General features: G+C 57.0%; 17 protein-coding genes and 5 pseudogenes. 8 read left to right on the top strand and 14 right to left on the bottom strand.

Annotated features, from left to right (window positions below; translation table 11 throughout):
* Positions 1-8: 8 nt before the first annotated feature.
* On the bottom strand, positions 9-914 hold the full coding sequence (rfbD, locus tag KDB76_RS07975; protein WP_038409061.1) for a dTDP-4-dehydrorhamnose reductase: 906 nt from the start codon (positions 912-914) through the stop codon (positions 9-11).
* A complete protein-coding gene (rfbB, locus tag KDB76_RS07970; protein ID WP_038409063.1) occupies positions 911-1981 on the bottom strand; it encodes a dTDP-glucose 4,6-dehydratase in 1071 nt (356 codons plus the stop codon). The genes rfbD and rfbB overlap by 4 nt, the downstream gene beginning before the upstream one ends.
* 510 nt (positions 1982-2491) lie before the next feature.
* On the opposite strand from rfbB, the gene KDB76_RS07965 reads away from it, so the two are divergent.
* On the top strand, positions 2492-2881 hold the full coding sequence (locus KDB76_RS07965) for a hypothetical protein (protein ID WP_235208033.1): 390 nt from the start codon (positions 2492-2494) through the stop codon (positions 2879-2881).
* Positions 2882-3174: 293 nt separating this feature from the next.
* A pseudogene (locus tag KDB76_RS30145) lies at positions 3175-3258 on the top strand (DUF2897 domain-containing protein); the annotation flags it as partial.
* 473 nt (positions 3259-3731) lie between these two features.
* Here KDB76_RS30145 and KDB76_RS07960 read toward each other — a convergent pair.
* From KDB76_RS07960 to tnpB (KDB76_RS07950), 3 genes are all read right to left on the bottom strand, one after another.
* On the bottom strand, positions 3732-4013 hold the full coding sequence (locus tag KDB76_RS07960) for a hypothetical protein (RefSeq protein WP_080708137.1): 282 nt from the start codon (positions 4011-4013) through the stop codon (positions 3732-3734).
* A 742-nt stretch (positions 4014-4755) separates the two neighbouring features.
* Positions 4756-6273, bottom strand: coding sequence for an IS66 family transposase (locus KDB76_RS07955; protein ID WP_024086152.1), 1518 nt, complete (start codon positions 6271-6273; stop codon positions 4756-4758).
* An 18-nt stretch (positions 6274-6291) separates the two neighbouring features.
* On the bottom strand, positions 6292-6651 hold the full coding sequence (gene tnpB / locus KDB76_RS07950) for an IS66 family insertion sequence element accessory protein TnpB (protein WP_024086151.1): 360 nt from the start codon (positions 6649-6651) through the stop codon (positions 6292-6294).
* A gap of 480 nt (positions 6652-7131) precedes the next feature.
* Between tnpB (KDB76_RS07950) and KDB76_RS29705 the strand changes: the two are divergent.
* Positions 7132-7383 (top strand): annotated as a pseudogene (locus KDB76_RS29705) (transposase domain-containing protein); the annotation flags it as partial.
* 101 nt (positions 7384-7484) lie between these two features.
* Here KDB76_RS29705 and tnpB (KDB76_RS07940) read toward each other — a convergent pair.
* The 9 genes and pseudogenes from tnpB (KDB76_RS07940) to cysC form a co-directional block, all read right to left on the bottom strand.
* Positions 7485-7793: an IS66 family insertion sequence element accessory protein TnpB gene (gene tnpB / locus KDB76_RS07940; RefSeq protein ID WP_038409080.1), complete on the bottom strand. Its 309-nt coding sequence runs from the start codon at positions 7791-7793 to the stop codon at positions 7485-7487.
* 242 nt (positions 7794-8035) lie between these two features.
* Positions 8036-10045: a nucleoside-diphosphate sugar epimerase/dehydratase gene (locus KDB76_RS07935; protein WP_038409078.1), complete on the bottom strand. Its 2010-nt coding sequence runs from the start codon at positions 10043-10045 to the stop codon at positions 8036-8038.
* 42 nt (positions 10046-10087) lie between these two features.
* Positions 10088-11092 (bottom strand): glycosyltransferase family 4 protein, encoded by a 1005-nt coding sequence (locus KDB76_RS07930; RefSeq protein ID WP_038409076.1) that lies wholly within the window; start codon positions 11090-11092, stop codon positions 10088-10090.
* Positions 11089-12057, bottom strand: coding sequence for an SDR family oxidoreductase (locus tag KDB76_RS07925; RefSeq protein ID WP_038409074.1), 969 nt, complete (start codon positions 12055-12057; stop codon positions 11089-11091). Before KDB76_RS07925 ends, KDB76_RS07930 begins: the two co-directional genes overlap by 4 nt.
* Before the next feature lie 118 nt (positions 12058-12175).
* The gene (locus tag KDB76_RS07920) at positions 12176-13285 is read right to left on the bottom strand and encodes a glycosyltransferase family 4 protein (protein WP_080708138.1); all 1110 of its coding nucleotides are present in this window, start codon (positions 13283-13285) and stop codon (positions 12176-12178) included.
* The gene (locus KDB76_RS07915; protein ID WP_038409072.1) at positions 13282-14427 is read right to left on the bottom strand and encodes a glycosyltransferase family 1 protein; all 1146 of its coding nucleotides are present in this window, start codon (positions 14425-14427) and stop codon (positions 13282-13284) included. Before KDB76_RS07915 ends, KDB76_RS07920 begins: the two co-directional genes overlap by 4 nt.
* Before the next feature lie 251 nt (positions 14428-14678).
* Entirely contained in the window at positions 14679-15710 is a 1032-nt protein-coding gene (gmd, locus tag KDB76_RS07910) for a GDP-mannose 4,6-dehydratase (protein ID WP_038409068.1), read from the bottom strand.
* Positions 15711-16137: 427 nt separating this feature from the next.
* Positions 16138-17034 (bottom strand): NAD-dependent epimerase/dehydratase family protein, encoded by an 897-nt coding sequence (locus tag KDB76_RS07905; protein WP_038409067.1) that lies wholly within the window; start codon positions 17032-17034, stop codon positions 16138-16140.
* 368 nt (positions 17035-17402) lie between these two features.
* Positions 17403-17804, bottom strand: a pseudogene (gene cysC / locus KDB76_RS07900) (adenylyl-sulfate kinase); the annotation flags it as partial.
* A 94-nt stretch (positions 17805-17898) separates the two neighbouring features.
* Here cysC and KDB76_RS07895 point away from each other — a divergent pair.
* From KDB76_RS07895 to KDB76_RS07875, 5 genes and pseudogenes are all read left to right on the top strand, one after another.
* Positions 17899-19203, top strand: coding sequence for an IS1380-like element ISPa33 family transposase (locus KDB76_RS07895; RefSeq protein WP_038409882.1), 1305 nt, complete (start codon positions 17899-17901; stop codon positions 19201-19203).
* 232 nt (positions 19204-19435) lie between these two features.
* Positions 19436-19897, top strand: a pseudogene (locus KDB76_RS07890) (IS5-like element ISPa26 family transposase); the annotation flags it as partial.
* A gap of 85 nt (positions 19898-19982) precedes the next feature.
* On the top strand, positions 19983-20342 hold the full coding sequence (gene tnpB / locus KDB76_RS07885) for an IS66 family insertion sequence element accessory protein TnpB (RefSeq protein ID WP_024086151.1): 360 nt from the start codon (positions 19983-19985) through the stop codon (positions 20340-20342).
* An 18-nt stretch (positions 20343-20360) separates the two neighbouring features.
* Positions 20361-21878: an IS66 family transposase gene (locus tag KDB76_RS07880; protein WP_024086152.1), complete on the top strand. Its 1518-nt coding sequence runs from the start codon at positions 20361-20363 to the stop codon at positions 21876-21878.
* Between the two features lie 686 nt (positions 21879-22564).
* Positions 22565-23092: pseudogene (locus KDB76_RS07875) on the top strand (IS5-like element ISPa26 family transposase); the annotation flags it as partial.
* Positions 23093-23201: the final 109 nt, after the last annotated feature.

Raw genomic sequence — 23201 nt, 5'->3', positions numbered from 1 at the left:
AACAACTCCTAGCGCTGGATTTCGTCCAGCATGCGTTGCACACCTTGTTGCCAAAGCGGCATCTTGAGATTGAAGGTTTCTTCGAGTTTAGCCAATGCCAGCCGGGAATTTCGCGGGCGTGGCGCCGGCGCCGGGTAGGCTTCGGTACTGATTGCGCCTACCCGTTCAGCTGAAACCTTCAAGGCAACGCCATTGCGGCTGGCTTGTGCCAATACGAACTGGGCATACCCGTGCCAGCTGGTTTCGCCGGCTGCAGCAAGATGGTAGGTGCCTGCCAAATGGCGCGCGTCCTGCACGCCGAATATTCGGTGCAGGATATGGGCGGTAACATCGGCGATCAGGTCTGCGCCGGTGGGGGCGCCAAACTGGTCTGCCACCACGTTGAGCGCATCGCGCTCCGCCGCCAGACGCAGCATGGTCTTGGCAAAATTGTGGCCGCGCGCAGCATACACCCAGCTGGTACGCAGCACCACGGCAGAAGCACCGCTGGCCTGAATGGCCAGCTCACCATCGAGCTTGGTACGGCCATAGACGGACAAGGGGCCGGTGGGGGCATCCTCTTGCCACGGCGCCTGGCCAGCGCCATCGAACACGTAGTCTGTGGAGTAGTGGATCAGCCATGCGCCCAGCTTGGCGGCCTCGCATGCCAGAACATCCGGCGCTTCGGCATTGATCCGGGCAGCCAGCTCTGGCTCGCTCTCGGCTTTGTCCACTGCCGTGTAGGCGGCAGCGTTGACGATCACATCCGGGGCTAGCGAGCGCACTGTAGCCGCCAGGCCTTCGAGGTCACTCAGATCCCCACACAAGCTACCGTCGCCCTGGCGGTCAAGCGCAATCACCTCCCCCAATGGCGCGAGGGCACGCTGCAGCTCCCAACCTACCTGTCCGTTCTTCCCCAACAGCAAGATTTTCAAACTTTGTTAGCCCCATATTGCTGTGCGACCCAGTCACGATAGCTGCCGTCCATTACGCCTTTGACCCAGTCCTGGTTAGCCAGATACCAGGTAACCGTCTTGCGAATCCCGGTTTCGAATGTTTCGGCAGGCTTCCAGCCAAGCTCGCGCTCGAGCTTGCGGGCATCGATTGCATAACGGCGGTCGTGGCCTGGGCGGTCGGTGACGAAGCTGATCTGGCTGGCATAAGGCTGCCCGTCAACCCGCGGGCGAAGTTCATCGAGCAGCGCACATACGCGGTGGACGATGTCGAGGTTGGGCATTTCGTTCCAGCCGCCGACGTTGTACACCTCACCCACCTGCCCTGCTTCCAGCACACGGCGGATGGCGCTGCAGTGGTCTTTGACGTATAGCCAGTCGCGAATCTGCTGCCCATCGCCATACACCGGCAGCGGCTTGCCAGCCAAGGCATTGACGATCATCAGCGGGATCAGCTTCTCGGGGAAATGCAGCGGCCCGTAGTTGTTCGAGCAATTGGTGGTGAGCACCGGCAGGCCATAGGTGTGGTGATAGGAACGCACCAAGTGGTCGCTAGCCGCCTTGCTGGCCGAGTACGGGCTGTTTGGCTGGTATTGATGGGTCTCGGTGAACGCAGGCTCACCAGCTTTCAACGAGCCATACACCTCGTCGGTGGAAACATGCAGGAAGCGGAACACCGCCCGCTCTGCCTCGTCCAGGCACTGCCAGTAGCCCCGCACTGCTTCCAGCAACTGGAAGGTACCCACCACATTGGTTTCTACGAATGCCTGGGGCCCGTGAATGGAGCGGTCGACATGCGACTCGGCGGCGAAATTGAGCACGGCGCGCGGGTTGTGCTCGGACAACAGCCGTTGCACCAACGGCCCATCACCGATATCCCCATGCACGAAGACATGTTGCGGATTACCTTCCAGGCTAACCAGGCTCCGCAGGTTCCCGGCGTAGGTCAGTTTGTCCAGGTTGACGATGGTTTCGCCTGACTGGCTTAACCAATCCAGCACGAAATTCGCACCGATGAAGCCGGCGCCGCCGGTTACCAGGATTGTCATAGGGTTGAACGCTTCTTGAGTGAATGTCGCGGAAAGGTAACTGGGCGCAATTCTAGACGGGAAAGCTACGGGAGTGTTGCGGTAAGACGCCGTTCACACGTTGACAGTTGTACTTTTATTACCTTCTGAGAAAATACGAAGCATTCTCAGGGGGGGGGGGGGGGGGGGTCACCTAGGCTCACTGGGATCGTCCGTGCCTTCATTTCTCCTCCGGTCGCTCTTGCAGCCTTGTTTGTCTCCGCGCCTGTCTAGACACGGCCCACGTAGCTAGCTGAGCGGGTGATCACCCCGAGCGCGTTCCCGGGTGTTGATCTGCACCGTGAGCGAGGCGTGGATGTGCCTGACCGAGCCCTCCTGTTCGTGCGTCAACTCACTACATGACTTTGTCTACACCCTACTAACGATAAAAATCCAGTTACTCAGCGGTGACCGGGTTTTTGCTGCCATCTGGACACTGGCGCGCACTCAAAAAATCAGGTATTGATGTCGCGCTTTCAAAAGGAGAATGCTGTGGAGTGGTACGAATCGTTGTTTCTGCAGGCATGCGGCCATGTGATGACCCTGACGAAGGTCGCCAACCGCCGTGCCGCGCAACACGCGCTAAATCTGGATACTGGCAGCACATATGATCTGGTCGAGGCCTACCAACGCGGCGTGACCCTTGTATTCAACACCACAGAACTAAAACAGCGCTTCGCGGACGGTGCCGACTGCGCGCTGCTGATGCTGGTAAATGAACATCAGTTTTCCAGCACACTACAAGATATCAAGCGGCAGCACGACGTGGTACTAAGCGCCACGCTCGGCACCGCCGTACGCTCCAGCGAGTTCGCCACTTACCACGTCGATGTCGCGATCATCCGCGCGACTGCTGCAAGCGCCATAGACATTGCTCATTGAGGCAAGTGGGACTGCATCGCGCAGCCCCTAGGTGGTAACTCCAGCACTGAGCACACCAACCCGCCCATGCCCGCCTTCGCGGCCAGCGCGACCAAGAGCAGCACCGTTCTGTAGGTCTACATTACAAGCCGATACCAGCCAGATCTTCATGGTAGCAGGGCTCACACGCGAAGCGGGCAATTGCTCAAAGCTCGTAAAGTAAACGTGCTGCCCACCACGATCAAAGAAGAACGACAATGCCCTGGTCTGCCTGACTGATACCCTCGGCTCCATCGTTATCGGGCTGCTGTACAACACGGCAAAAAGCTGCGCTGACCGAAGAGCACCTGCGCAAGGTACATGAGCTCAACGCCGAAGCGGATACCAAGGACTCATAGGACAGCTAGGCAACTGCAGGGGGCTGCGGCGTGTTTCCGGCTTGCGAGTATCCGGCTTGACGAAGCCGGGCCGGAAAGACCCGGACTGTGTTTGGCTCCCGTCCTGAAGCCATACAAAACGTTCATACTCAGAGGGAACGCAGGCTGAAGAGCCACGGCTTTTTGGTTGTGCAGCCGAATCCATTTGTGGACGAGGTTGGCATTGAGGCTGTAGTCCAAGGCGATGGAGGCGCCGGGCTCGGAGCACTCCTGGATGACCTAGGCTTTGAAAAATTTGCTGTAGGTACGGCGCTGAGGGTGCATGGAAAATCCGCTTGACGAGCCAGAAATGGTGTCCACTTAAATTAGGTGGACATCATGGCCTTCGGCGGTTGCGTAAGGAAGATGTGTTGGCCGGACGGATACCTCACAAATGTGATAGCCCTGAATACGCAGCTTCACCTATGAGGCTTGAGCATCGGGCGTGCTCGTAATTATTTACAGATCACAATCATACTGCGACTGGTATAACCGGCTGGATTCATGCCGAACAAAAAGTCACCCTCTTCCTCATCTGTGTCGCCGGAACGGGCGACGACTTTGTAACCGCGCGAACTGCAAGAAGCCGCAGCCTTGCTATAGCACCGGCCCCAAGATGAGGAAAGACCAGAACAATTGATATGCAGGCCTTTCTTTCCGTTCCTAACCGTGGTTTTGTCTGTGGTAGCACATCCGGCGATGACAAGAAGGGTCATAATGAGCAAAAAACGTTTCATTTCTGTCCTTGAATGCGAGGTTCGTCGACTCTGACCTGTCGCGACTACTTCGGTTGTAACTGCTCCATTAACCCAACATTCAAATCGTTTAGCTAATCCCGGATGCTGTGCTCCCGATTTCTTGCTGGCGCCCATCCGCCATGATGCGACCTCGATGCAAAAGTCAAAAATCTCTAGCCCAAACCGTCGACTTCTGAAAATCCATCGACGGCCTACCTGCTCTGGTCAAGTCGGACATCAATCTCGCGGTATTTGACCCGTGCTTTTCGTCGATAACCTTCCCCAACTGAGGATGAAACCTGCGCAGCATTACTGTCAGTCGATCCTCCATGCCAAGGTTTTCTACCCGTAACTCACCAGGGGCCAGAGGCTGCTAGGCGCGGAACCCAAATTTTGCACCATTGAATAGCCATTACCTGGCGATTCTGTGCCACTGAAATGGCCTGGCCTTGGCATTCTTATACCGACTGAATGGAATCGGACTATTTAGCACCATTTCTGTGCCACAGAATTGCCATTTAATGCCACGGAAATGCAGGATTCTGTTCTTTCTGTCCTCATTTGAGCCCCTTTGGTCCTGTACCGGGGGTAGGACTTTTTTTGTATCGGGCTCAGGACTTTCTAGTTTTCCAGGGGAGGCAGCCCCAAAAAATGTCCCGAGTCTATTACGTGTTTGGCGTATTTGGCGGTACAACAAAGGACATCCCAAGAGAGCCTCGGCATGACCCACCCTGGGATAGGTTCAGGCTTGACGTGGTAACTCTCGCGAGCAGTTCCACGGCAGCAGCGCTTCATAGTCCGCCACCGACTGCGCATGCGGCAGTCGCTCCAGCACGTGGCGCAGCCACGCATAGGGCTCCTGACTGTTGGCTTTGGCGGTCTCGACTAGGCTATAGATTTGAGCGCTGGCAACGGCGCCCTTGGGCGTGTCGCTAAACAGCCAGGCCTTGCGCCCAATGACAAAAGGCCTTATCGCTCTTTCTGCCGGATTGTTGTCGATCGGCAGGTGACCCGCCTCGACATAACGTTTGAGTTTGTTCCAGTTGCTGGCCAGATAACCGACGGCTTTGCCCAGTGCGTTTTGCGCGGTCACTTGCGGCTGGGTTTTCTCCAGCCAGCCGTGCAGTTGCGCAAGGATCGGCAGGCTGTCTTGCTGACGACCTTGGTGGCGCTGCTCGTCGCTGGCGTCTTTCAGGTCACGCTCGATTCCGTACAACTTGTTGATCAAGTTCAGCGCGATATCGGCCCGCCCAGTCTTGCCTTTCGGTTGCACTTTCTGCGCTTCAACAAACTTGCGTCGAGCATGCGCCCAGCAGCCCATACGCTCGATACCTGGTTGTACGGCCACGGCGTTGTAACCGGCGTAATCGTCGGTCATCAAATAGCCGCAATAACTTTCCAGCAGACGCGAAGGCACTTCCTGCGCACGGCTGGTCGAGTAGTCGAACAGGATCACTGGTTTGCCGGGTGGGCCGCCGGTTTGCACCCACATCCAGGATTGGCTGGTCGCCTCTCGATCCGGTTCTTTCAGCACCTGCACGCGGGTTTCGTCGCAGTGGATCACGCGACTTTCCAGTAGCCGATCACGCATCAGATTGAGCAGCGGTTGCAGATGTTCGCCGCACTGGATCACCCAGCGGGCCAGGGTTTGACGCGAGATGTCGATACCATGACGGCTCAGCACTTTTTCGAAGCGGTGCAGTGGCAGGCCATCAACGTATTTGGTGGTCAGCAGCATCGCTAAAACACTGGGGCTGGCCATACTCTTTTCGATCAACTGCGCCGGCTTGTCGGCGGTGACCGGGGCGGTTTCACAACCGCGGCAACCGTAAACCTTGCGAATGTGTTTGATCACGCGGATCTGCATCGGCACGATTTCGAGCTGCTCGCTGACTTCTTCACCGATGGTGTGTTTGCGGCAGCCACAGGTGCAGGTCAGTTCGTGCTCGGGGAGTTCGTGGATAACTTCGATGCGTGGCAAATCCGCAGGCAGCGGCTTGCGTTTACCACGGCGCTTAGTCGGCGCGACGGCTTCTTCATCAACGTCTTCGGCAACAGGTTCAGCGACGCTTTCGGCTTCGTTGAACAATACTAATTGCGGTGTTGCCGGATCAGTCGTTTGTTCTGACTTGCGACCAAACAAGCGCTGGCGCAGCAGCGCATTCTGCTCTTCAAGATGAACGACCTTGGACTGCATCTGAGCAATTAATTGCTTGAGCACAGCCGGGTCATCGGGAAGGGTGTCGGGCATGGAAATCATGCCGCGGATTATACCCAATCAAGCCACGAATCGCGGGGTCAAAACCTGATGTGGACGGTTGCGCCACAGATCAAAGCCGTCGAGTAGCCAGTTCAGCTCCTGAACCGTCAGCACGATGGCGTCGTCGGTGATATCGGGAGATGTTTTAAAACGTTCGGATTCGAGGCGCTTGAGCCAAAGGCAGAAGCCGTTGCGCTCCCAATAAAGGATTTTCACTCGATTACGGGGCCGATTAAGAAAAACGAACAGCACAGGGTCGAACACGGCCACCTTGATATCTAGTTCGACCAGGGCGGCCAGACCGTCGATGGATTTTCGGAAGTCCACCGGTTTGGGGTAAAGGTATACCTTTTCGACTTTGGTGTCGGGTCGCATCATGACGTGCTGGCTCCAGAGAGAAATCGGGAGCACAGCTTCAGGGATCAACTGTCGGCTTTGAATGTGGTGTTCATGGATCCCTTACCTTCGGTTCGTACGGAAACCATAAAACATCCAAGCTCACTCCTCTAGCGAAAATGGGCTGACTTGGCCAACGTCATTGTCGGAGCCCACGCTGTAGCTGTGGTCGCGGTAGGGACGGCAGTTACCTGCCGCCCCCGCACAGATCCGTACGTGCGGGACTACCGCATACGGCTCCTGCCTCGGGTATGTGACGCGAAGCGATCCTCAGGGTAAGGATGTGCATTTCTGAGCCTAGGTATGTAGAGATCAGCAAGGCGTCCATAGCATGACCATTAAAGTCGATTACGCTGGCTACGACGTTTGAGGGCTTGCCGCCATAGACGGCAAACCGCCGAACGCCCCCCCCAGACGAGTCAGGTTTCCCGGCACCGCGTGGTTATTGAAGTAACCGCTCAGGCGCTTGGACGTGCCAATTGGTTGTTTGCTGGATCACTGCGTAGCGGCAAGCGTGCAGCGGCGATCATGAGTTTGATCCAGTCGGCACGCATGAATGGACATGACCCCTATGCTTATCTCAAGGACGTGCTGACACGCCTGCCGGTGCCCTGCTTCGCGGGAATACGCTTTCCATTTTCGAGAACACCAGTGCGCAACCATCGAGCTATCTTCCAGACTGATCCCGAGGCTACTGGGCGACCTCGGTTTTGACAGCTTTTGAATACTTAACGATGCGTCATCGGACGGTTTGCTTTCGCTCATCTTCTCAATACGTACCTGACGCCTTCATTGGCGCCTTTTCCAACGGTCGCTCACCACCACGCCTTTTGGACGCAGCAGCACCGGGTGGTTTGAAGCCAGCTCCTGCAAGCAGACTTCGGGAGACCTACTCCCATCTTTGATACAGCATCGCTGGCTGACGCCAGCGTTCGTGACACACCCCAGTACAACACCTTGATGCGGTTACGGGCTTTATTGAGGAAGACGAAAAGTACCGGGTCGAACACGGCGACCTTGATGTCCAGTTCGACCAGGGCAGCGAGGCCGTCGATGGACTTTCGAAAGTCCACGGGCTTGGGATAGAGGTAGACTTTTTCGACTTTGCTGTCGGGGCGCATCATGGTGGGCTGGCTTCAGAAAGAAATCGGGAGCACAGCATCAGGTATCAATAAGCGGCTTTGAATGTGGCGTTCATGGCGCGCTTACGTGTAAACGTGATCGTTGACAGTGTTATCGGCAGGCGAGCCGGGCACAGGATAGTGGCCGGCAAACAAATTTGACCGGGCAAGGGCTGGCAGGTTGTTGAATCAGAGATGTTCGGACAATTGCCGACCCTCCTTCATGCAAGGGTCGGCAACTCGCGTCAGATGTCCCGCCGACGCTGCTGGTAGACCCAATCGACAATCTCGCCTTCAGGCGTATAACCGCTGACCAACTCGCGCAGTATCAGGCGCAGCTGGGTAAAGTTGTCCTCAGCCACGGCCTTGAACAGTACCGCCAGACGCTCGCGTAGAAGGTCCCAAGCTAGGTAGTCTTCATTCGCAGCCATGATCATCGGGTGCGCCGTGGGCGATACGTCATCACCGATCAGCAGCTCTTCGTAAAGCTTCTCGCCAGGTCGCAGCCCCGTGAATTGGATGGCAATATCGCCATTCGGGTTGTCCGTACTGCGCACACTGAGGCCCGACAGGTGAATCATCTTTTCCGCCAGCTCGACGATTTTTACCGGTTCGCCCATGTCCAGCACGAACACATCACCGCCCTGCCCCATGGCCCCTGCCTGAACCACCAACTGAGCAGCTTCGGGAATGGTCATGAAATATCGGATGATCTTGGGGTGAGTTACCGTCAGCGGCCCACCGGCCTGGATTTGCCGATGGAACAGCGGTATCACCGAGCCCGACGACCCCAGCACATTACCAAAGCGCACCATGGTAAAACGGGTCTTGTTAACCCGCGAAATCTTGCCGCTGTCGCCGTACATCACAGGGGCAGCCTCACGACTCAACGCCTGCAGGATCAACTCAGACAGGCGTTTGGTGCTACCCATCACATTGGTCGGGCGTACTGCCTTGTCGGTGGAAATCAGTACAAAGTTCGCCGCACCCGACTGCAAGGCCGCCTGGGCCGTGCACAGCGTACCGAACACGTTGTTGAGGATGCCTTCTGCCATGTTGTGCTCGACCATCGGCACATGTTTGTAGGCTGCGGCGTGGTAGACGGTGTCGACGCGCCAAGTGCTCATGACGTCGACCAGGTGCTGTTGGTTACGGACTGAACCGAGGATCGGCAGCAAACGCACCGGCAGCGATTCGCGGGCGATGCGTTGCTCCAGCTCGTTGAGAATGCTATACAGGTTGAATTCACTGTGGTCGAACAGCAGCAAGGTCTTGGGCCCGGACGCAATGATCTGACGACACAGCTCGGAACCGATCGAGCCGCCAGCACCGGTAACCAACACAGTCTGCTTCTTGATGCAGCGCGCAAGCAGCTCCTCTTGCGCGGGTACCGGGTCACGCCCCAGCAAGTCAGCGATGTCGACATTCTGAATGTCATCGACCTTTACCGTGCCGCTGGCCAAGTCGGCGAATGCTGGCACACTGCGCACGTGCAGCGGGAAAGGTTCGAGGAAGGCGAGGATCTCCTTGCGCCGGGCCCGCGATGCCGAGGGCAGCGCCAACAGGATTTCCTGGGCGCCGGTTTCCTTGATCAACTGCTGAAGGTGTTTGGGCTTGTATACCTGCAAGCCGGAAATTACACGCTTGGCAAGGTCACCGTCATCATCGATGAACGCCACTGGGCGCATCGTCCTGCCCATGCGCAATGCCGCCAGCAACTGATTACCAGCAGTACCGGCACCGTAAATGGCAACCTTGACCAGACCGTCATCGCGGCTGGCAAATGGCATCTGCCGGGAACCAGTGAACCAGTCGCCAAGGAAAAACTGGCGCATGATCAGCCGCAAGCCCCCGATAATGACCAGGCTCAGCCACCAGAAGTTGAAGATGATCGAGCGCGGCACCACAACCTTGTGATTGCTGTACCAATACACCACCACGGCAAGAATCAGCGATGACAAGGTGACAGCCTTGATGATCGTCACCAGCGCGTCATTGCCAAAATAGCGCATCACCGCCCGGTACATACCAAAGCGGATGAACAACGGTACCGCAACCGCTGGGGCAGCAAGAAACAACCAGGTGTACTCGAGGATCGGGTTGTACATTTCATCGATGCCCAGGCGCACGATGAACGACAGCCACAACGCAAACCAGATCAACACGACATCTGTGCAGACCTGGATCAGGCGTTTCTGCCTGCGGGACAGGTTCACCAAGAACTGACGGACCCTTTCATTACTCACGTCACTCATCCGGCACTCTCCGAGGTGCAATATCCGCCGCGTCCGACCATCTTACTCATGTTCCCCGGCCCGATACTTGATCGCCAACAGTGTTAGAGGCACATAAGCAATCAGGGTTCCCAGTGCCCCATCCAACTGCATAGCCACGACGGCCGCCGCTATCGGCAACAACCAGAACGTATTGATGGCCGCCACTGCAAGGCTTACGGGCCGATGCTGACCATGACGACGCACGGCATGCTGGTAGGCATGGCTACGATGCGCTTCATAGATCCGCTCGCCACGCAACAACCGCCGCGACAAGGTATAGGTTGCATCGACAATGAACACACCCAAAAGTATTAACCAACCCCAGAATAATAGCGGGTTTATCCATCCCGCCTGCAATACCAGCAGGCCAATCACTACCCCCAGGAAGCCACTGCCAGCATCGCCCATGAATATGCGGGCTGGCGGGAAGTTCCAGAACAGAAACCCGGCCACCGTGGCCGCGAGCAACGCAGGCAGCCATATCGCCTGCAGATTCCCCGACAGCCAGTACAACAGGCAGCCGCCCAGGCAGACACCGATCGCCTCGATGCTCGCTATCCCGTCAATGCCGTCCATAAAATTGTAAAGGTTGAGCAACCACACCAGGAGCAGTGAGCCGAGCACCGTCCCCAGCCAGGTGCTGTCGAGTTGCCAGCCGAACACCTTCAGCGGCGGCATTCCGCCTAACCAGTACAAGGCCCAGCCGGCAGCCACGAAGTGCCCAAGCAGTCGCCAGCGCGCGGCGATATGGCCGTGGTCATCCATGAAACCGATCACCGCCACCAGTCCCCCGGCCCCCACCAGCCCAGTCAGCAAGGCAGGCTCGATGGTACCGCTCCAGCCCATGGCCAACGCGGTCACCAGAAAGGCAACGACAAACGCCAAGCCACCACCGCGAGGGGTGGGCAGACTATGCGAGCTGCGAGCATTGGGAATGTCCAGCAGGCTGCGGGACAGCGCGTAACGACGCAGAGCTGCGGTCATTGCCAGTGACGCAACAACGGCGAGTAGAATCAGCCAGATCATGGGCGATGGTTTTCCAGAAAAGCGCGAGCCGTCACGTGCAGTCCTTGCTCCAGCGAATAAGGTGGATTCCAGCCCAAGAGCTGGCGGTTCTTGGTGATGTCGACCTGCAAGGAACCGAGCAGACGCTGGGCCAGGTCACGACGGCCGAGCAGCCCAGCGGCCAGTCGCAGCCATGCGCCGGGCACCGGCACTAGCCGTGCCGGGCGCCCAAGCGCGTGACCCAGGGCTCGCAGCAGCTGGCTCAACGAAATATCCTCGCCATCGCTGACCATAAAGGTCTGGTTGGCTGCCTGAGGGTGGTCGATACAGGTGATCACCAAGTCCACCAGATTGCCCACAAAGACAAGGCTGCGACGGTTATCTAACGTACCGAAAGGCAGCGGCAAGCCACGCTGCACCCAGCGCATCATGCTGTGGAAGTTGGCTTTGACGCCGGGCCCGTAGACCAGCACCGGGCGAATCACCACGAGTTCCATACCGGTTGCAGCCGCCAATTGCCGCAAGCCTTGCTCTGCCTCAAGCTTGGATACCCCATAAGCGTCCTGGGGCTCAGGTACATCATCGGCGCGCAGCGGCCGGCCTGGCTGGCTGACCTCACCATTGACCTTGATCGAGCTGACAAAGATGAAACGGCGCACACCAGCCGCCACCGCCTGGCGCGCCAGATTGAGGGTGCCTTCTACGTTGACGCGGCGAAACGCCGCCAGGCTGTCGGAGGCGGTTTCCTTCATCACGTGCACACGCGCCGAGGCATGCACAACCAGATCGACACCGACCAATGCCTGAGTCCAATCCGTGGAGCCATGCAGATCACCCACGCTCGCGGCCCGGATGCCAGCAGGTGCAGAGTTGGCGCGCCGCACGGCCGCGCGGGGTACAAACGCCTCACCCGCTGCAAGCACGCGACACAGGGCACCGCCAACAAAACCGTTGGCGCCTGTGACAAGAATCGTTCGTCTATCCATGGAAAAGTATCCGGCCTGCAGGTCTTCGCAACAATTCACGGGTGAGCTCGCGGACAACCCTGCCCCACTCTGCCCCTGCCAGATCAGCGAGGCATAGTTTGTTTCATAAACAGGGCGGCTACAGCAAGCTGCGATACAAGTCGGCATAAGCTGCCGCCATCGCCGGTGCGGTGAACACAACTTCATAGCGCTGCATTGCCTTCTCGCCCATGGCCTGAGCCATGGCTGGCTGGTCCCAGATCCGCTGCATCGCCCGCGCCAATGCCGCGGCATCGCGTGGTGGCACGACCAACCCGGTCTGATCCGCGAGATTGATGAATGTGGTCCCAGAACCCATTTCGCAGGAAATAAGTGGCTTGCCATACATCGCGGCTTCCAGCAGCGAGATGCCGAAGGACTCAGAGCGCAGGTGCGACGGGAACACGAAGCTGTAACACAGCTCTAGCAACGCGTTTTTATCGTCATCGGCCAATCCACCGAGGAAATGCACATTGGCCAGCCCCAGGTCGGCAGCTTGCTGCTTGAGTTCTGCCTCAAGGAACCCACCACCCATGATCACCACCGGGAGGCCATTGATTTTTGCGGCCAGCAGTAAGTAGTCAAGGCCCTTGTAATAGCGCAACGCGCCCACGAACAGGAAGAAACGCTCACCCAACCGCTCGCGCCAATAGGCAAGTTTTTCAGCCGATGCCTGCGGATAGGTGGCCCTGTCCAGGCCGTAGGGAATGATCGACACCTTGTCCTGGAAGCGCGTCAACACCGGACTGTGCGCTGCATAGTTGGGCGACGAGGCAACTACACGGTCGACACTCGAGAAGAAGCGGTTCATCAACGGCTGATACAGTTTGAGCAACCACTTCTGCTTGACGATGTCCGAATGGTAACTCACCACGGAGGGTTTGTTCAGCCGCGCCAGGAAATGCACCAGATCCATGTAGGGCCAGGGGAAATGGTAATGCACGATGTCGGCGTCACGGGCCAATTCGGTGAAGTCCTTGAGGGCCGACAGCGAGAAGCCGGTGGAGGCCAGGTGCAGATCGAGCTTGGATCGGTGAGCCACATGATTGCCTACTGGCTCACCACGCGCCGCCCCACGGTCACTGAGGTAGAGTACCTCGGACTCGATGCCTTCCCCGCGCACACCTTCGGCGATCTGGAAAATGACCTGCTCGATACCGCCCATGGAGTCGGGGTAGTAGGTCTTGAAGAAGTGCAGGACCTTGATCATCGCGCTTCGCGTACCTTCTGGTAGACCTCGATGGTGGCCTGGGCACAGCGCTCCCACGAGAACCCGGCGGCATGCTGCAGACCTTGCTCCACTGCGGTTGCACGCCAGGTTTCATCCTCGAGCCCCTGGCCCAGCAATACACTCAGACCTTCGACATCGTCCGGCTCGCACATGAGCGCCGCACGCCCCGCCACTTCGGGCAACGACGAGCTTTTCGAGCACACCACCGGCACGCCCGAGCTCATGGCTTCAAGGACGGGCAGGCCGAACCCTTCGTAATGCGAAGGAAACGTGAACAATCGAGCTCCGGCGAACAGCAACGGCAGATCTACGCTGGGAGCGAAACCGAGGTACCGGGCCCAGCCCTGCTGCTGAGCTTGGGCGATGCGCTGGTGGATCGCTTCGCTACGCCAGCCATGGTACCCGGTCAGGATCAATGGCCAGCGCTGGCGCAGCGCCAACGGTAGCCGAGCATAGGCGTCAAGTAGGGTCACGAGGTTCTTGCGCGGCTCGATGGTGCCCACGAACAGGCTGTAACCGCCTGGCGTAAGCCCATGACGGGCTAATGTTTCGCGTAGCGCCTGAGGGCTGCGCGGGTAGAATTCCGGCGAACTGGCCAGCGGCACCGCGTGGATACGCTCGATGGGCCAACCGAAATAATCGGCCAGTTCCTGCCGCGTGTAGTGCGAATCGGTGATCAGCGCGTCGGCTCGCTCAAGGGTGAGCTTGAGTTCCTTCTGCAGATAACGTGCGATTTGGGGGGCATGGCAGTGCGCCCAGGTGAAGGGCGACAAGTCGTGAAAGGTCGCCACGCTGCGGCCGCCGAAAGGCGGCAGATAGTAATTGGGGCTGTGATAGACGAAGTCTTCACTGCCTTGTAGGGCTCGCTTGCGCAGGTAAGGCATCAAGCGGCGGTAGGCCTCGACCGCAAGGGCGCTCTTCTGCACGAAACGCTTCAGGCCATGGACGGCTTCGGACTGGTCGGACGGATGCGGCACCCCCGGCAGAAAACGCCGACCTGCAAACAGTCGCAGGTCGGTGATTTCGCTACTGTTCTGCAGCCGGGAAGCCAGTTCATAGGTATAGCGCCCGATGCCAGTCAGAGGGAAGCGGACCGGCTCGACGGAAAGGATGAGCTTCATTTACCGGCAAGCATCCAATCCAGGGTACCGTGCTTGCGGCGGGACGCCGCTCACAGGTTCGGCCGTCGCAAATACTGCCAGCAGTGCTCCCACGTCCATAGCGCCGGCGCTGCAGGCCCTGTACTTCGACGCGCGCAAGGCCTCGTTGCCACCCCACATAGTCAGATGCTCAACGACAAGATTACCGCTCTTGTCGCAAGGGTCGGCAACACCATCATCCCCCACACACTTGGGCATGCTGGCAGTAAACATCAGAACGAAAAGCCTTTTTCGTTACGACGCAGGTCGGCTTCAACCATCATGCGGCAAAGCTCTTCAAGGGTAGTCTTCGGTTCCCAGCCCAGCTTATCCTTGGCCTTGGCCGGATTACCGATCAACAGTTCCACCTCTGCAGGACGGTAGAACTTCGGATTGATAGTGACCAATACCTTACCGGTGGCGACATCAGTGCCCTGCTCTGCCTCGGCTTCGCCGCTCCACTTGATCTCGATGCCCGCGGCCTTGAACGCCATGGAAACGAAATCACGCACGGTTTCTGTGCGATTGGTGGCCAAGACGAACGTATCAGGCTGCTCAGCCTGCAGCATCCGCCACATGCCCTCGACATATTCCTTGGCGAAGCCCCAATCGCGCTTGGCGTCCAAGTTGCCGAGTTCGAGCTTGTCCAGGAGACCAAGTTTGATTTTCGCAACCGAGTCGGTAATTTTACGGGTCACGAACTCACGACCGCGAAGTGGCGATTCGTGGTTGAACAGAATACCGCTAGTGGCAAAGATACCGTAAGACTCACGGTAGTTGATGGTCATCCAGTGCGCGTACAACTTGGCAACGCCGTACGGGCTGCGCGGGTAGAACGGAGTAGTCTCGACCTGAGGGATCGCCTGGACCTCGCCGAACATCTCAGACGTGGAAGCCTGATAGAAACGCACTTTCGGGTTGACTATGCGAATCGCCTCAAGCAGGTTGACAGCACCCAGCCCGGTAATTTCAGCAGTGGTCACCGGCTGCTCAAACGAAACACCAACGAAACTTTGCGCGGCAAGGTTATAGACTTCGGTGGCTTCAGTAGTCTGCAGCAAACGGATGCTGGCCGAGAGATCGGTGAGGTCATACTCTACCAGGTGCAGATTTGGATTGTTTTGAATCCTCAACTCTTCAATGCGCCAGAAGTTTACGGAACTGGTGCGGCGATAGGTACCATATACTGTATACCCCTTCTCCAACAGCAGCTCCGCCAGGTAGGCGCCATCTTGACCAGTGATACCAGTGACGATTGCTTTCATGCGACTTAACCAACTCCGAATAATGCCGTATGTGTAATTGCAGTAGTAACGCGCAGGCGGGGGCGGGGGCTATCCAAATCTCCCGCTAAAGGCTCGACGGCGGAGTCTACACTTCCTGCACCACATACTCGGGCAAGAAAATCATCTCTGCGTCACCGCACATACCGCCGACCTAAGGCCGTAAAAGCATACAGCATTTTGCCTCTACTGGGAATACTGGGGTACTCCCTTTTGCCTAGGCGCCGTCAAGCCGCCGGCTCCAGACAGAGCGCCTCGGCAAGTTTGACGCTCGAACATTCCTGAAAGTCGCTGAAAATCCTGAAGACAGCGGGATTTTCACAACAACTACCACATAATTTTCAACGCGTTCTCCACAATCACCCTGGATCTGACAGAGAGTACTTACCTCATCAGACGCACCGCACGATCACTTTGCAGCCAACATCCATGACAGCGTCTCGACCAATGTTTGCGTTTTCCAAGTTGGTGCATATTGCTTAAGGAGCGCATTATCCCCGCACAAGGTCTTGACCTCATTAGCCCGAACAAAGGCTGGGTTGACCTTCACGGACATACGATGCCCAGTAATATCTTCACACATATCAAGCACTTGCCTCAAGGAGTGGGAAACGCCCGAACTCACATTCACCACCTCGCCTAGCGGGCGAGCCTCAAGCAGGCATCGATAAGCAGACACAATCGCCCGGACATCGCTAAAGTCTCGAGAGACGTCAAGGTTACCCAGTTCGATACATGGTTTTAATGCCTGAAAATGAGAAACCAACTTCGGCAACAGGTAACTGTCAGACTGACCAACACCCGTGTAGTTAAACGGGCGAGCAATAACGATAGGCAGGCGATTCATCCAGAGTCGAGCCATGTACTCCATCGCCAGTTTACTGACAGCATAATCGTTGGCAGGAGCGGGTATCGTACGCTCGGTCAACAGCCCAGCCGAGGCATTGCCATACACGTTAGCACTGCTGACCAGCAAGACACATTCTGGGGTCTTGCCCGCGCCATGAATAGCCTCCAGCAGATTTCGAGTCCCTATCAAGTTCACTTGATAGAACGCATTGGCATCACTATGTTCAACAAAAGCAAGCGCCGCGAGGTGCACAACAAAGTCAGGGCGAATACTTTTCAGCACCTCGCACAAGCCACTGCTATCAGTCAAATCCACTTGCCGATAATTCGCACTCTCGCACGAGCGAGACCCGATACCTATTACGTCATAGCCATGCTCTTCTAACTCAGCCGCCAAGTAACGACCTGTAAAGCCGTGGACACCTGTAATCAGAACTTTTTTTCCGGCACGCTTCATTGGAAAAGAAAACCCTTGTTTGTTTCGGCACATACCTGCCTCAACCCTCATCCGGCATAGCATTGTCAGGTTGGCTTTTTGCCATACCCTTCTACTGGCTCTGTTTGAAGTCACTTAGATTCAGAACAACCAGGCAATGGGCTTCAGGATAACCGATAATCAAACCCCTTCCCACCCTGAAATCAAATCCAACTCACTTCCAGCAGAGCTATGCCTCTCGACACGAACCTCACCGACCAAGCTGCCTCAAGGGAGCGCCTTGAATACCATCGCCAACCCCGAAAAGCCATCAAAACGCCATCTCTCGGCAATCATAGCCCAGAAAATATTACGTTTCCGCACCTGAGGTTTAATATCTGAACCAAAATTCAGCTCGACGTTGTCTTGATAAGCGAGCAAATCATTTCTACTGACTGGTGCACGCTCACACTCCCCGTATCAAGCATCAAAGACGGGTTGAGTGGCGGTTCGTAAGGCGCTGACACGCCAGTAAACTCGGCAATCCCGCCCTCTCTGGCAGCACGATACAAACCTTTGGGATCTCGTGACTCGCAAATTTCCAATGCCGTTGACACATATATCTCTCGGAACAAATCAACGCCCACTATGGACTGTGCAGCTTGCCGATCCGTACGTAGCGGAGAAATCAAGGCGACGATCACGATCAGACCGATATCATTCATCAGACGCGCCACCTCCGCGGCGCGCCTGATATTTTCGCTTCGCGCCTGCGGAGAAAAATCGAGGTCGCTATTCAGCCCATGCCTAACCCGGATTTCTCATGACCGCATAAACAAAAACGGCTGAAAGCCTTATGATTCTTGTCGCCAAACAAAGCCCCATAAGTCTTCAGCCGCGCACAAAATGCTACCAGAAAAACTCCACTTTTCACCCCTCTCTCGCCGCCTCGTCGAGGCCTCTTTCACCGGTGGTCACATCACCTCGGATGCGGGCTTGTTGCTGCTGCGCGAGGTCGACCAGCAACATGGCTTGACCCGCCGCCTGGCCAAAATCGTTCCCGATCGGCGTGATCCTGGGCGTGTCCAGCACGGACTGCAGACACTGCTCGCCCAGCGTATCTATGCACTGGCCGCCGGCTACGAGGATCTCAACGATCATGACGGCCTGCGCCATGACTACGCGCTGCAGACTGCGGTCAACCGCCTGCAACCGCTGGCCGGCAAATCCACTCTGGGGCGCCTGGAACAGCAAGCCGATCGCGAAACGGTGGTGCAAGCCCATCGCCTGCTGTGGGAGCACTTCATCGCCCAGCATGACCAGGCGCCGGCTGAGATCGTGCTCGACTTCGATGCGACCGATGTGCCGGTGCATGGTGATCAGGAAGGGCGCTTCTTCCATGGCTATTACGACCATTACTGCTTCCTGCCGCTCTATGTGTTCTGTGGTCGCCATCTGCTGGTGAGCTATTTGCGCCCGAGCAACATCGATGGCGCCCGACACAGTTGGGCCATCCTGGCACTGCTGGTCAAGTTCATTCGCCGCTTCTGGCCAGAGACCCGCATCGTGTTCCGCGGTGACGGCGGTTTTTGCCGACATCGCATGCTCGACTGGTGTGACCGCAAGCAGGTGGATTATGTGGTGGGTCTGGCCCGCAACACCCGCCTGCAGCGGATGGCGGCGCCGGCCATGCAAGCTGTCGCCGAGGCCTACCAAGAAACCGGGCAGAAGATGTCCGGCGTGTATCGCTTCCTCTATCAGGCCGGTAGTTGGCGTAGGCGCCGCCTGGTCGTGTCGCGCCTGGAACATGGCGAGCAGGGTGCCAATCCACGCTTCATCGTCGTGTCCCGCTTTGCCGAGGATGCTGCCCAGCAGTACTACGAAGACTACTGCGGCCGTGGCGACATGGAGAATCGGATCAAGGACCAACAGTTGGATCTGTTCGCCGACCGCACCTCCAGCCCACGCTGGTGGACCAACCAGTGGCGGCTGATGCTGTCGGCCTTTGCCTATGTGCTGTTCGAACGGCTACGCGATCATCTCCAGGGCACCGCATTGGCGCGCATGAGCATCCATAACCTGCGCTTGAAACTGCTCAAGATCGGTGCGGTGATCATTCGCAACAGCCGGCGCATCCGCGTGCTGATCAGCGAGGCCTATCCGCATCAGGAACTCTTTGCGGGGCTGGTTGCCCGCCTCAAGCCGACCTGAACAGGCGGGCGCCCCCGGCCCGGCTCAATGGGGGAAAGGGGGCAGTGCGCCCCATACGCGGGAATTGAATAAAAAACGATCAATTTTTAGCGGTGGAAGGCAGGTTGTTGATACACCGAGGCTTCACCGGCCACGCCTGCCGGCCTCATGAGAAATCCGGGCTAAGGAAATCCTGAAAAAGACTTCCTGATTTGGCAAAATCCCCGGACACCAATCGCCGAGCTTTTCGATGATGAAACAAATGACCTTCGCCGATGCCGAGTACGCCGGTAAGCGCAAGCAGACCCGCAAGGAGCTGTTCCTGATAGAGATGGATCGGGTCGTACCCTGGGAGGGTTTGATTGCTCTGATCAAACCTCATTACCCAAAGGGCGAAGGGGGCCGTCCAGCCTATCCGCTGATGGCGATGCTGCGGATTCATCTAATGCAGAACTGGTTCGGTTACAGCGATCCGGCGATGGAAGAGGCGCTGTACGAGACGACGATCCTGCGCCAGTTTTCCGGTCTGAGCCTGGAGCGAATCCCGGATGAAACCACCATCCTCAACTTCCGTCGCCTGCTGGAAAAGCATGAGTTGGCCACCGGTATTCTCGGCGTGATCAATGGCTATTTGGGCGACCGTGGCTTGTCACTGCGACAAGGCACCATCGTCGATGCCACTCTGATTCATGCGCCCAGTTCGACCAAGAACAAGGTAAGGGATCCATGAACACCACATTCAAAGCCGACAGTTGATCCCTGAAGCTGTGCTCCCGATTTCTCTCTGGAGCCAGCACGTCATGATGCGACCCGACACCAAAGTCGAAAAGGTATACCTTTACCCCAAACCGGTGGACTTCCGAAAATCCATCGACGGTCTGGCCGCCCTGGTCGAACTAGATATCAAGGTGGCCGTGTTCGACCCTGTGCTGTTCGTTTTTCTTAATCGGCCCCGTAATCGAGTGAAAATCCTTTATTGGGAGCGCAACGGCTTCTGCCTTTGGCTCAAGCGCCTCGAATCCGAACGTTTTAAAACATCTCCCGATATCACCGACGACGCCATCGTGCTGACGGTTCAGGAGCTGAACTGGCTACTCGACGGCTTTGATCTGTGGCGCAACCGTCCACATCAGGTTTTGACCCCGCGATTCGTGGCTTGATTGGGTATAATCCGCGGCATGATTTCCATGCCCGACACCCTTCCCGATGACCCGGCTGTGCTCAAGCAATTAATTGCTCAGATGCAGTCCAAGGTCGTTCATCTTGAAGAGCAGAATGCGCTGCTGCGCCAGCGCTTGTTTGGTCGCAAGTCAGAACAAACGACTGATCCGGCAACACCGCAATTAGTATTGTTCAACGAAGCCGAAAGCGTCGCTGAACCTGTTGCCGAAGACGTTGATGAAGAAGCCGTCGCGCCGACTAAGCGCCGTGGTAAACGCAAGCCGCTGCCTGCGGATTTGCCACGCATCGAAGTTATCCACGAACTCCCCGAGCACGAACTGACCTGCACCTGTGGCTGCCGCAAACACACCATCGGTGAAGAAGTCAGCGAGCAGCTCGAAATCGTGCCGATGCAGATCCGCGTGATCAAACACATTCGCAAGGTTTACGGTTGCCGCGGTTGTGAAACCGCCCCGGTCACCGCCGACAAGCCGGCGCAGCTGATCGAAAAGAGTATGGCCAGCCCCAGTGTTTTAGCGATGCTGCTGACCACCAAATACGTTGATGGCCTGCCACTGCACCGCTTCGAAAAAGTGCTGAGCCGTCATGGTATCGACATCTCGCGTCAAACCCTGGCCCGCTGGGTGATCCAGTGCGGCGAACATCTGCAACCGCTGCTCAATCTGATGCGTGATCGGCTACTGGAAAGTCGCGTGATCCACTGCGACGAAACCCGCGTGCAGGTGCTGAAAGAACCGGATCGAGAGGCGACCAGCCAATCCTGGATGTGGGTGCAAACCGGCGGCCCACCCGGCAAACCAGTGATCCTGTTCGACTACTCGACCAGCCGTGCGCAGGAAGTGCCTTCGCGTCTGCTGGAAAGTTATTGCGGCTATTTGATGACCGACGATTACGCCGGTTACAACGCCGTGGCCGTACAACCAGGTATCGAGCGTATGGGCTGCTGGGCGCATGCTCGACGCAAGTTTGTTGAAGCGCAGAAAGTGCAACCGAAAGGCAAGACTGGGCGGGCCGATATCGCGCTGAACTTGATCAACAAGTTGTACGGAATCGAGCGTGACCTGAAAGACGCCAGCGACGAGCAGCGCCACCAAGGTCGTCAGCAAGACAGCCTGCCGATCCTTGCGCAACTGCACGGCTGGCTGGAGAAAACCCAGCCGCAAGTGACCGCGCAAAACGCACTGGGCAAAGCCGTCGGTTATCTGGCCAGCAACTGGAACAAACTCAAACGTTATGTCGAGGCGGGTCACCTGCCGATCGACAACAATCCGGCAGAAAGAGCGATAAGGCCTTTTGTCATTGGGCGCAAGGCCTGGCTGTTTAGCGACACGCCCAAGGGCGCCGTTGCCAGCGCTCAAATCTATAGCCTAGTCGAGACCGCCAAAGCCAACAGTCAGGAGCCCTATGCGTGGCTGCGCCACGTGCTGGAGCGACTGCCGCATGCGCAGTCGGTGGCGGACTATGAAGCGCTGCTGCCGTGGAACTGCTCGCGAGAGTTACCACGTCAAGCCTGAACCTATCCCAGGGTGGGTCATGCCGAGGCTCTCTTGGGATGTCCTTTGTTGTACCGCCAAATACGCCAAACACGTAATAGACTCGGGACATTTTTTGGGGCTGCCTCCCCTGGAAAACTAGAAAGTCCTGAGCCCGATACAAAAAAAGTCCTACCCCCGGTACAGGACCAAAGGGGCTCAAATGAGGACAGAAAGAACAGAATCCTGCATTTCCGTGGCATTAAATGGCAATTCTGTGGCACAGAAATGGTGCTAAATAGTCCGATTCCATTCAGTCGGTATAAGAATGCCAAGGCCAGGCCATTTCAGTGGCACAGAATCGCCAGGTAATGGCTATTCAATGGTGCAAAATTTGGGTTCCGCGCCTAGCAGCCTCTGGCCCCTGGTGAGTTACGGGTAGAAAACCTTGGCATGGAGGATCGACTGACAGTAATGCTGCGCAGGTTTCATCCTCAGTTGGGGAAGGTTATCGACGAAAAGCACGGGTCAAATACCGCGAGATTGATGTCCGACTTGACCAGAGCAGGTAGGCCGTCGATGGATTTTCAGAAGTCGACGGTTTGGGCTAGAGATTTTTGACTTTTGCATCGAGGTCGCATCATGGCGGATGGGCGCCAGCAAGAAATCGGGAGCACAGCATCCGGGATTAGCTAAACGATTTGAATGTTGGGTTAATGGAGCAGTTACAGAACAAGGACGGCAAACGCGACCCGGAAATGCATCAGACCAAGAAGGGCAACCAGTATTACTTCGGTGCCAAAGCTCACATTGGTGTCGACGATGAGTCCGGGCTTGTGCACAGCGTGGTGGTCACTGCGGCCAACGTCGCGGACGTAACCCAAGTCGACAAACTGCTGCACGGTGGTGAGAACGTGGTCTGCGCTGATGCGGGCTATACCGGTGTAGAGAAGCGTGAAGAGCATGAGGGGCGCCAAGTCATCTGGCAGATTGCAGCCCGGCGCAGCACTTACAAAAAGCACGGTAACCGCAGCGCGTTATACAAAGCGATACGTAAGATCGAAAGAGCCAAGGCCCAGGTTCGCTCCAAGGTTGAGCATCCATTTCGGGTGATCAAGCGCCAGTTTGGTTATACGAAAGTGCGCTTCCGAGGCTTGGTGAAAAACACTGCTCAGATGGTGACGCTGTTCGCCCTGTCGAACATTTGGATGGCGCGTCGACATTTGCTCTCCAATGCAGGAGAGGTGCGTCCGTGAAGAGTGAAGTGACTGCTGCGAGGTGCTTGCAGCGGCAAAAAAGGCTGAAATAGACGGCAGGTTTGACCGGGATTTGAGCGGCTACCGTTTTTTGAAAGTGTCGATGGCG

Origin of the sequence: Pseudomonas sp. JS425 (assembly GCF_018223845.1) — a bacterium.
GTDB classification, from domain to species: domain Bacteria; phylum Pseudomonadota; class Gammaproteobacteria; order Pseudomonadales; family Pseudomonadaceae; genus Aquipseudomonas; species Aquipseudomonas asiatica.
Note: the sequence above shows the minus strand (reverse complement) of the source record. Positions and strands in the feature narration are given on the sequence as shown.

Bases quoted from the DNA above. Each gene is read 5' to 3' on its own strand.
- rfbB (WP_038409063.1), bottom strand. From the start codon at position 1,981: ATGACAATCCTGGTAACCGGCGGCGCCGGCTTCATCGGTGCGAATTTC.
- KDB76_RS07960 (WP_080708137.1), bottom strand. From the start codon at position 4,013: ATGAAACGTTTTTTGCTCATTATGACCCTTCTTGTCATCGCCGGATGT.
- KDB76_RS07955 (WP_024086152.1), bottom strand. From the start codon at position 6,273: ATGATTTCCATGCCCGACACCCTTCCCGATGACCCGGCTGTGCTCAAG.
- tnpB (WP_024086151.1), bottom strand. From the start codon at position 6,651: ATGATGCGACCCGACACCAAAGTCGAAAAGGTATACCTTTACCCCAAA.
- tnpB (WP_038409080.1), bottom strand. From the start codon at position 7,793: ATGATGCGCCCCGACAGCAAAGTCGAAAAAGTCTACCTCTATCCCAAG.
- KDB76_RS07935 (WP_038409078.1), bottom strand. From the start codon at position 10,045: ATGAGTGACGTGAGTAATGAAAGGGTCCGTCAGTTCTTGGTGAACCTG.
- KDB76_RS07930 (WP_038409076.1), bottom strand. From the start codon at position 11,092: ATGATCTGGCTGATTCTACTCGCCGTTGTTGCGTCACTGGCAATGACC.
- KDB76_RS07925 (WP_038409074.1), bottom strand. From the start codon at position 12,057: ATGGATAGACGAACGATTCTTGTCACAGGCGCCAACGGTTTTGTTGGC.
- KDB76_RS07920 (WP_080708138.1), bottom strand. From the start codon at position 13,285: ATGATCAAGGTCCTGCACTTCTTCAAGACCTACTACCCCGACTCCATG.
- KDB76_RS07915 (WP_038409072.1), bottom strand. From the start codon at position 14,427: ATGAAGCTCATCCTTTCCGTCGAGCCGGTCCGCTTCCCTCTGACTGGC.
- gmd (WP_038409068.1), bottom strand. From the start codon at position 15,710: ATGAAAGCAATCGTCACTGGTATCACTGGTCAAGATGGCGCCTACCTG.
- KDB76_RS07905 (WP_038409067.1), bottom strand. From the start codon at position 17,034: ATGAAGCGTGCCGGAAAAAAAGTTCTGATTACAGGTGTCCACGGCTTT.
- KDB76_RS07895 (WP_038409882.1), top strand. From the start codon at position 17,899: ATGCTACCAGAAAAACTCCACTTTTCACCCCTCTCTCGCCGCCTCGTC.
- tnpB (WP_024086151.1), top strand. From the start codon at position 19,983: ATGATGCGACCCGACACCAAAGTCGAAAAGGTATACCTTTACCCCAAA.
- KDB76_RS07880 (WP_024086152.1), top strand. From the start codon at position 20,361: ATGATTTCCATGCCCGACACCCTTCCCGATGACCCGGCTGTGCTCAAG.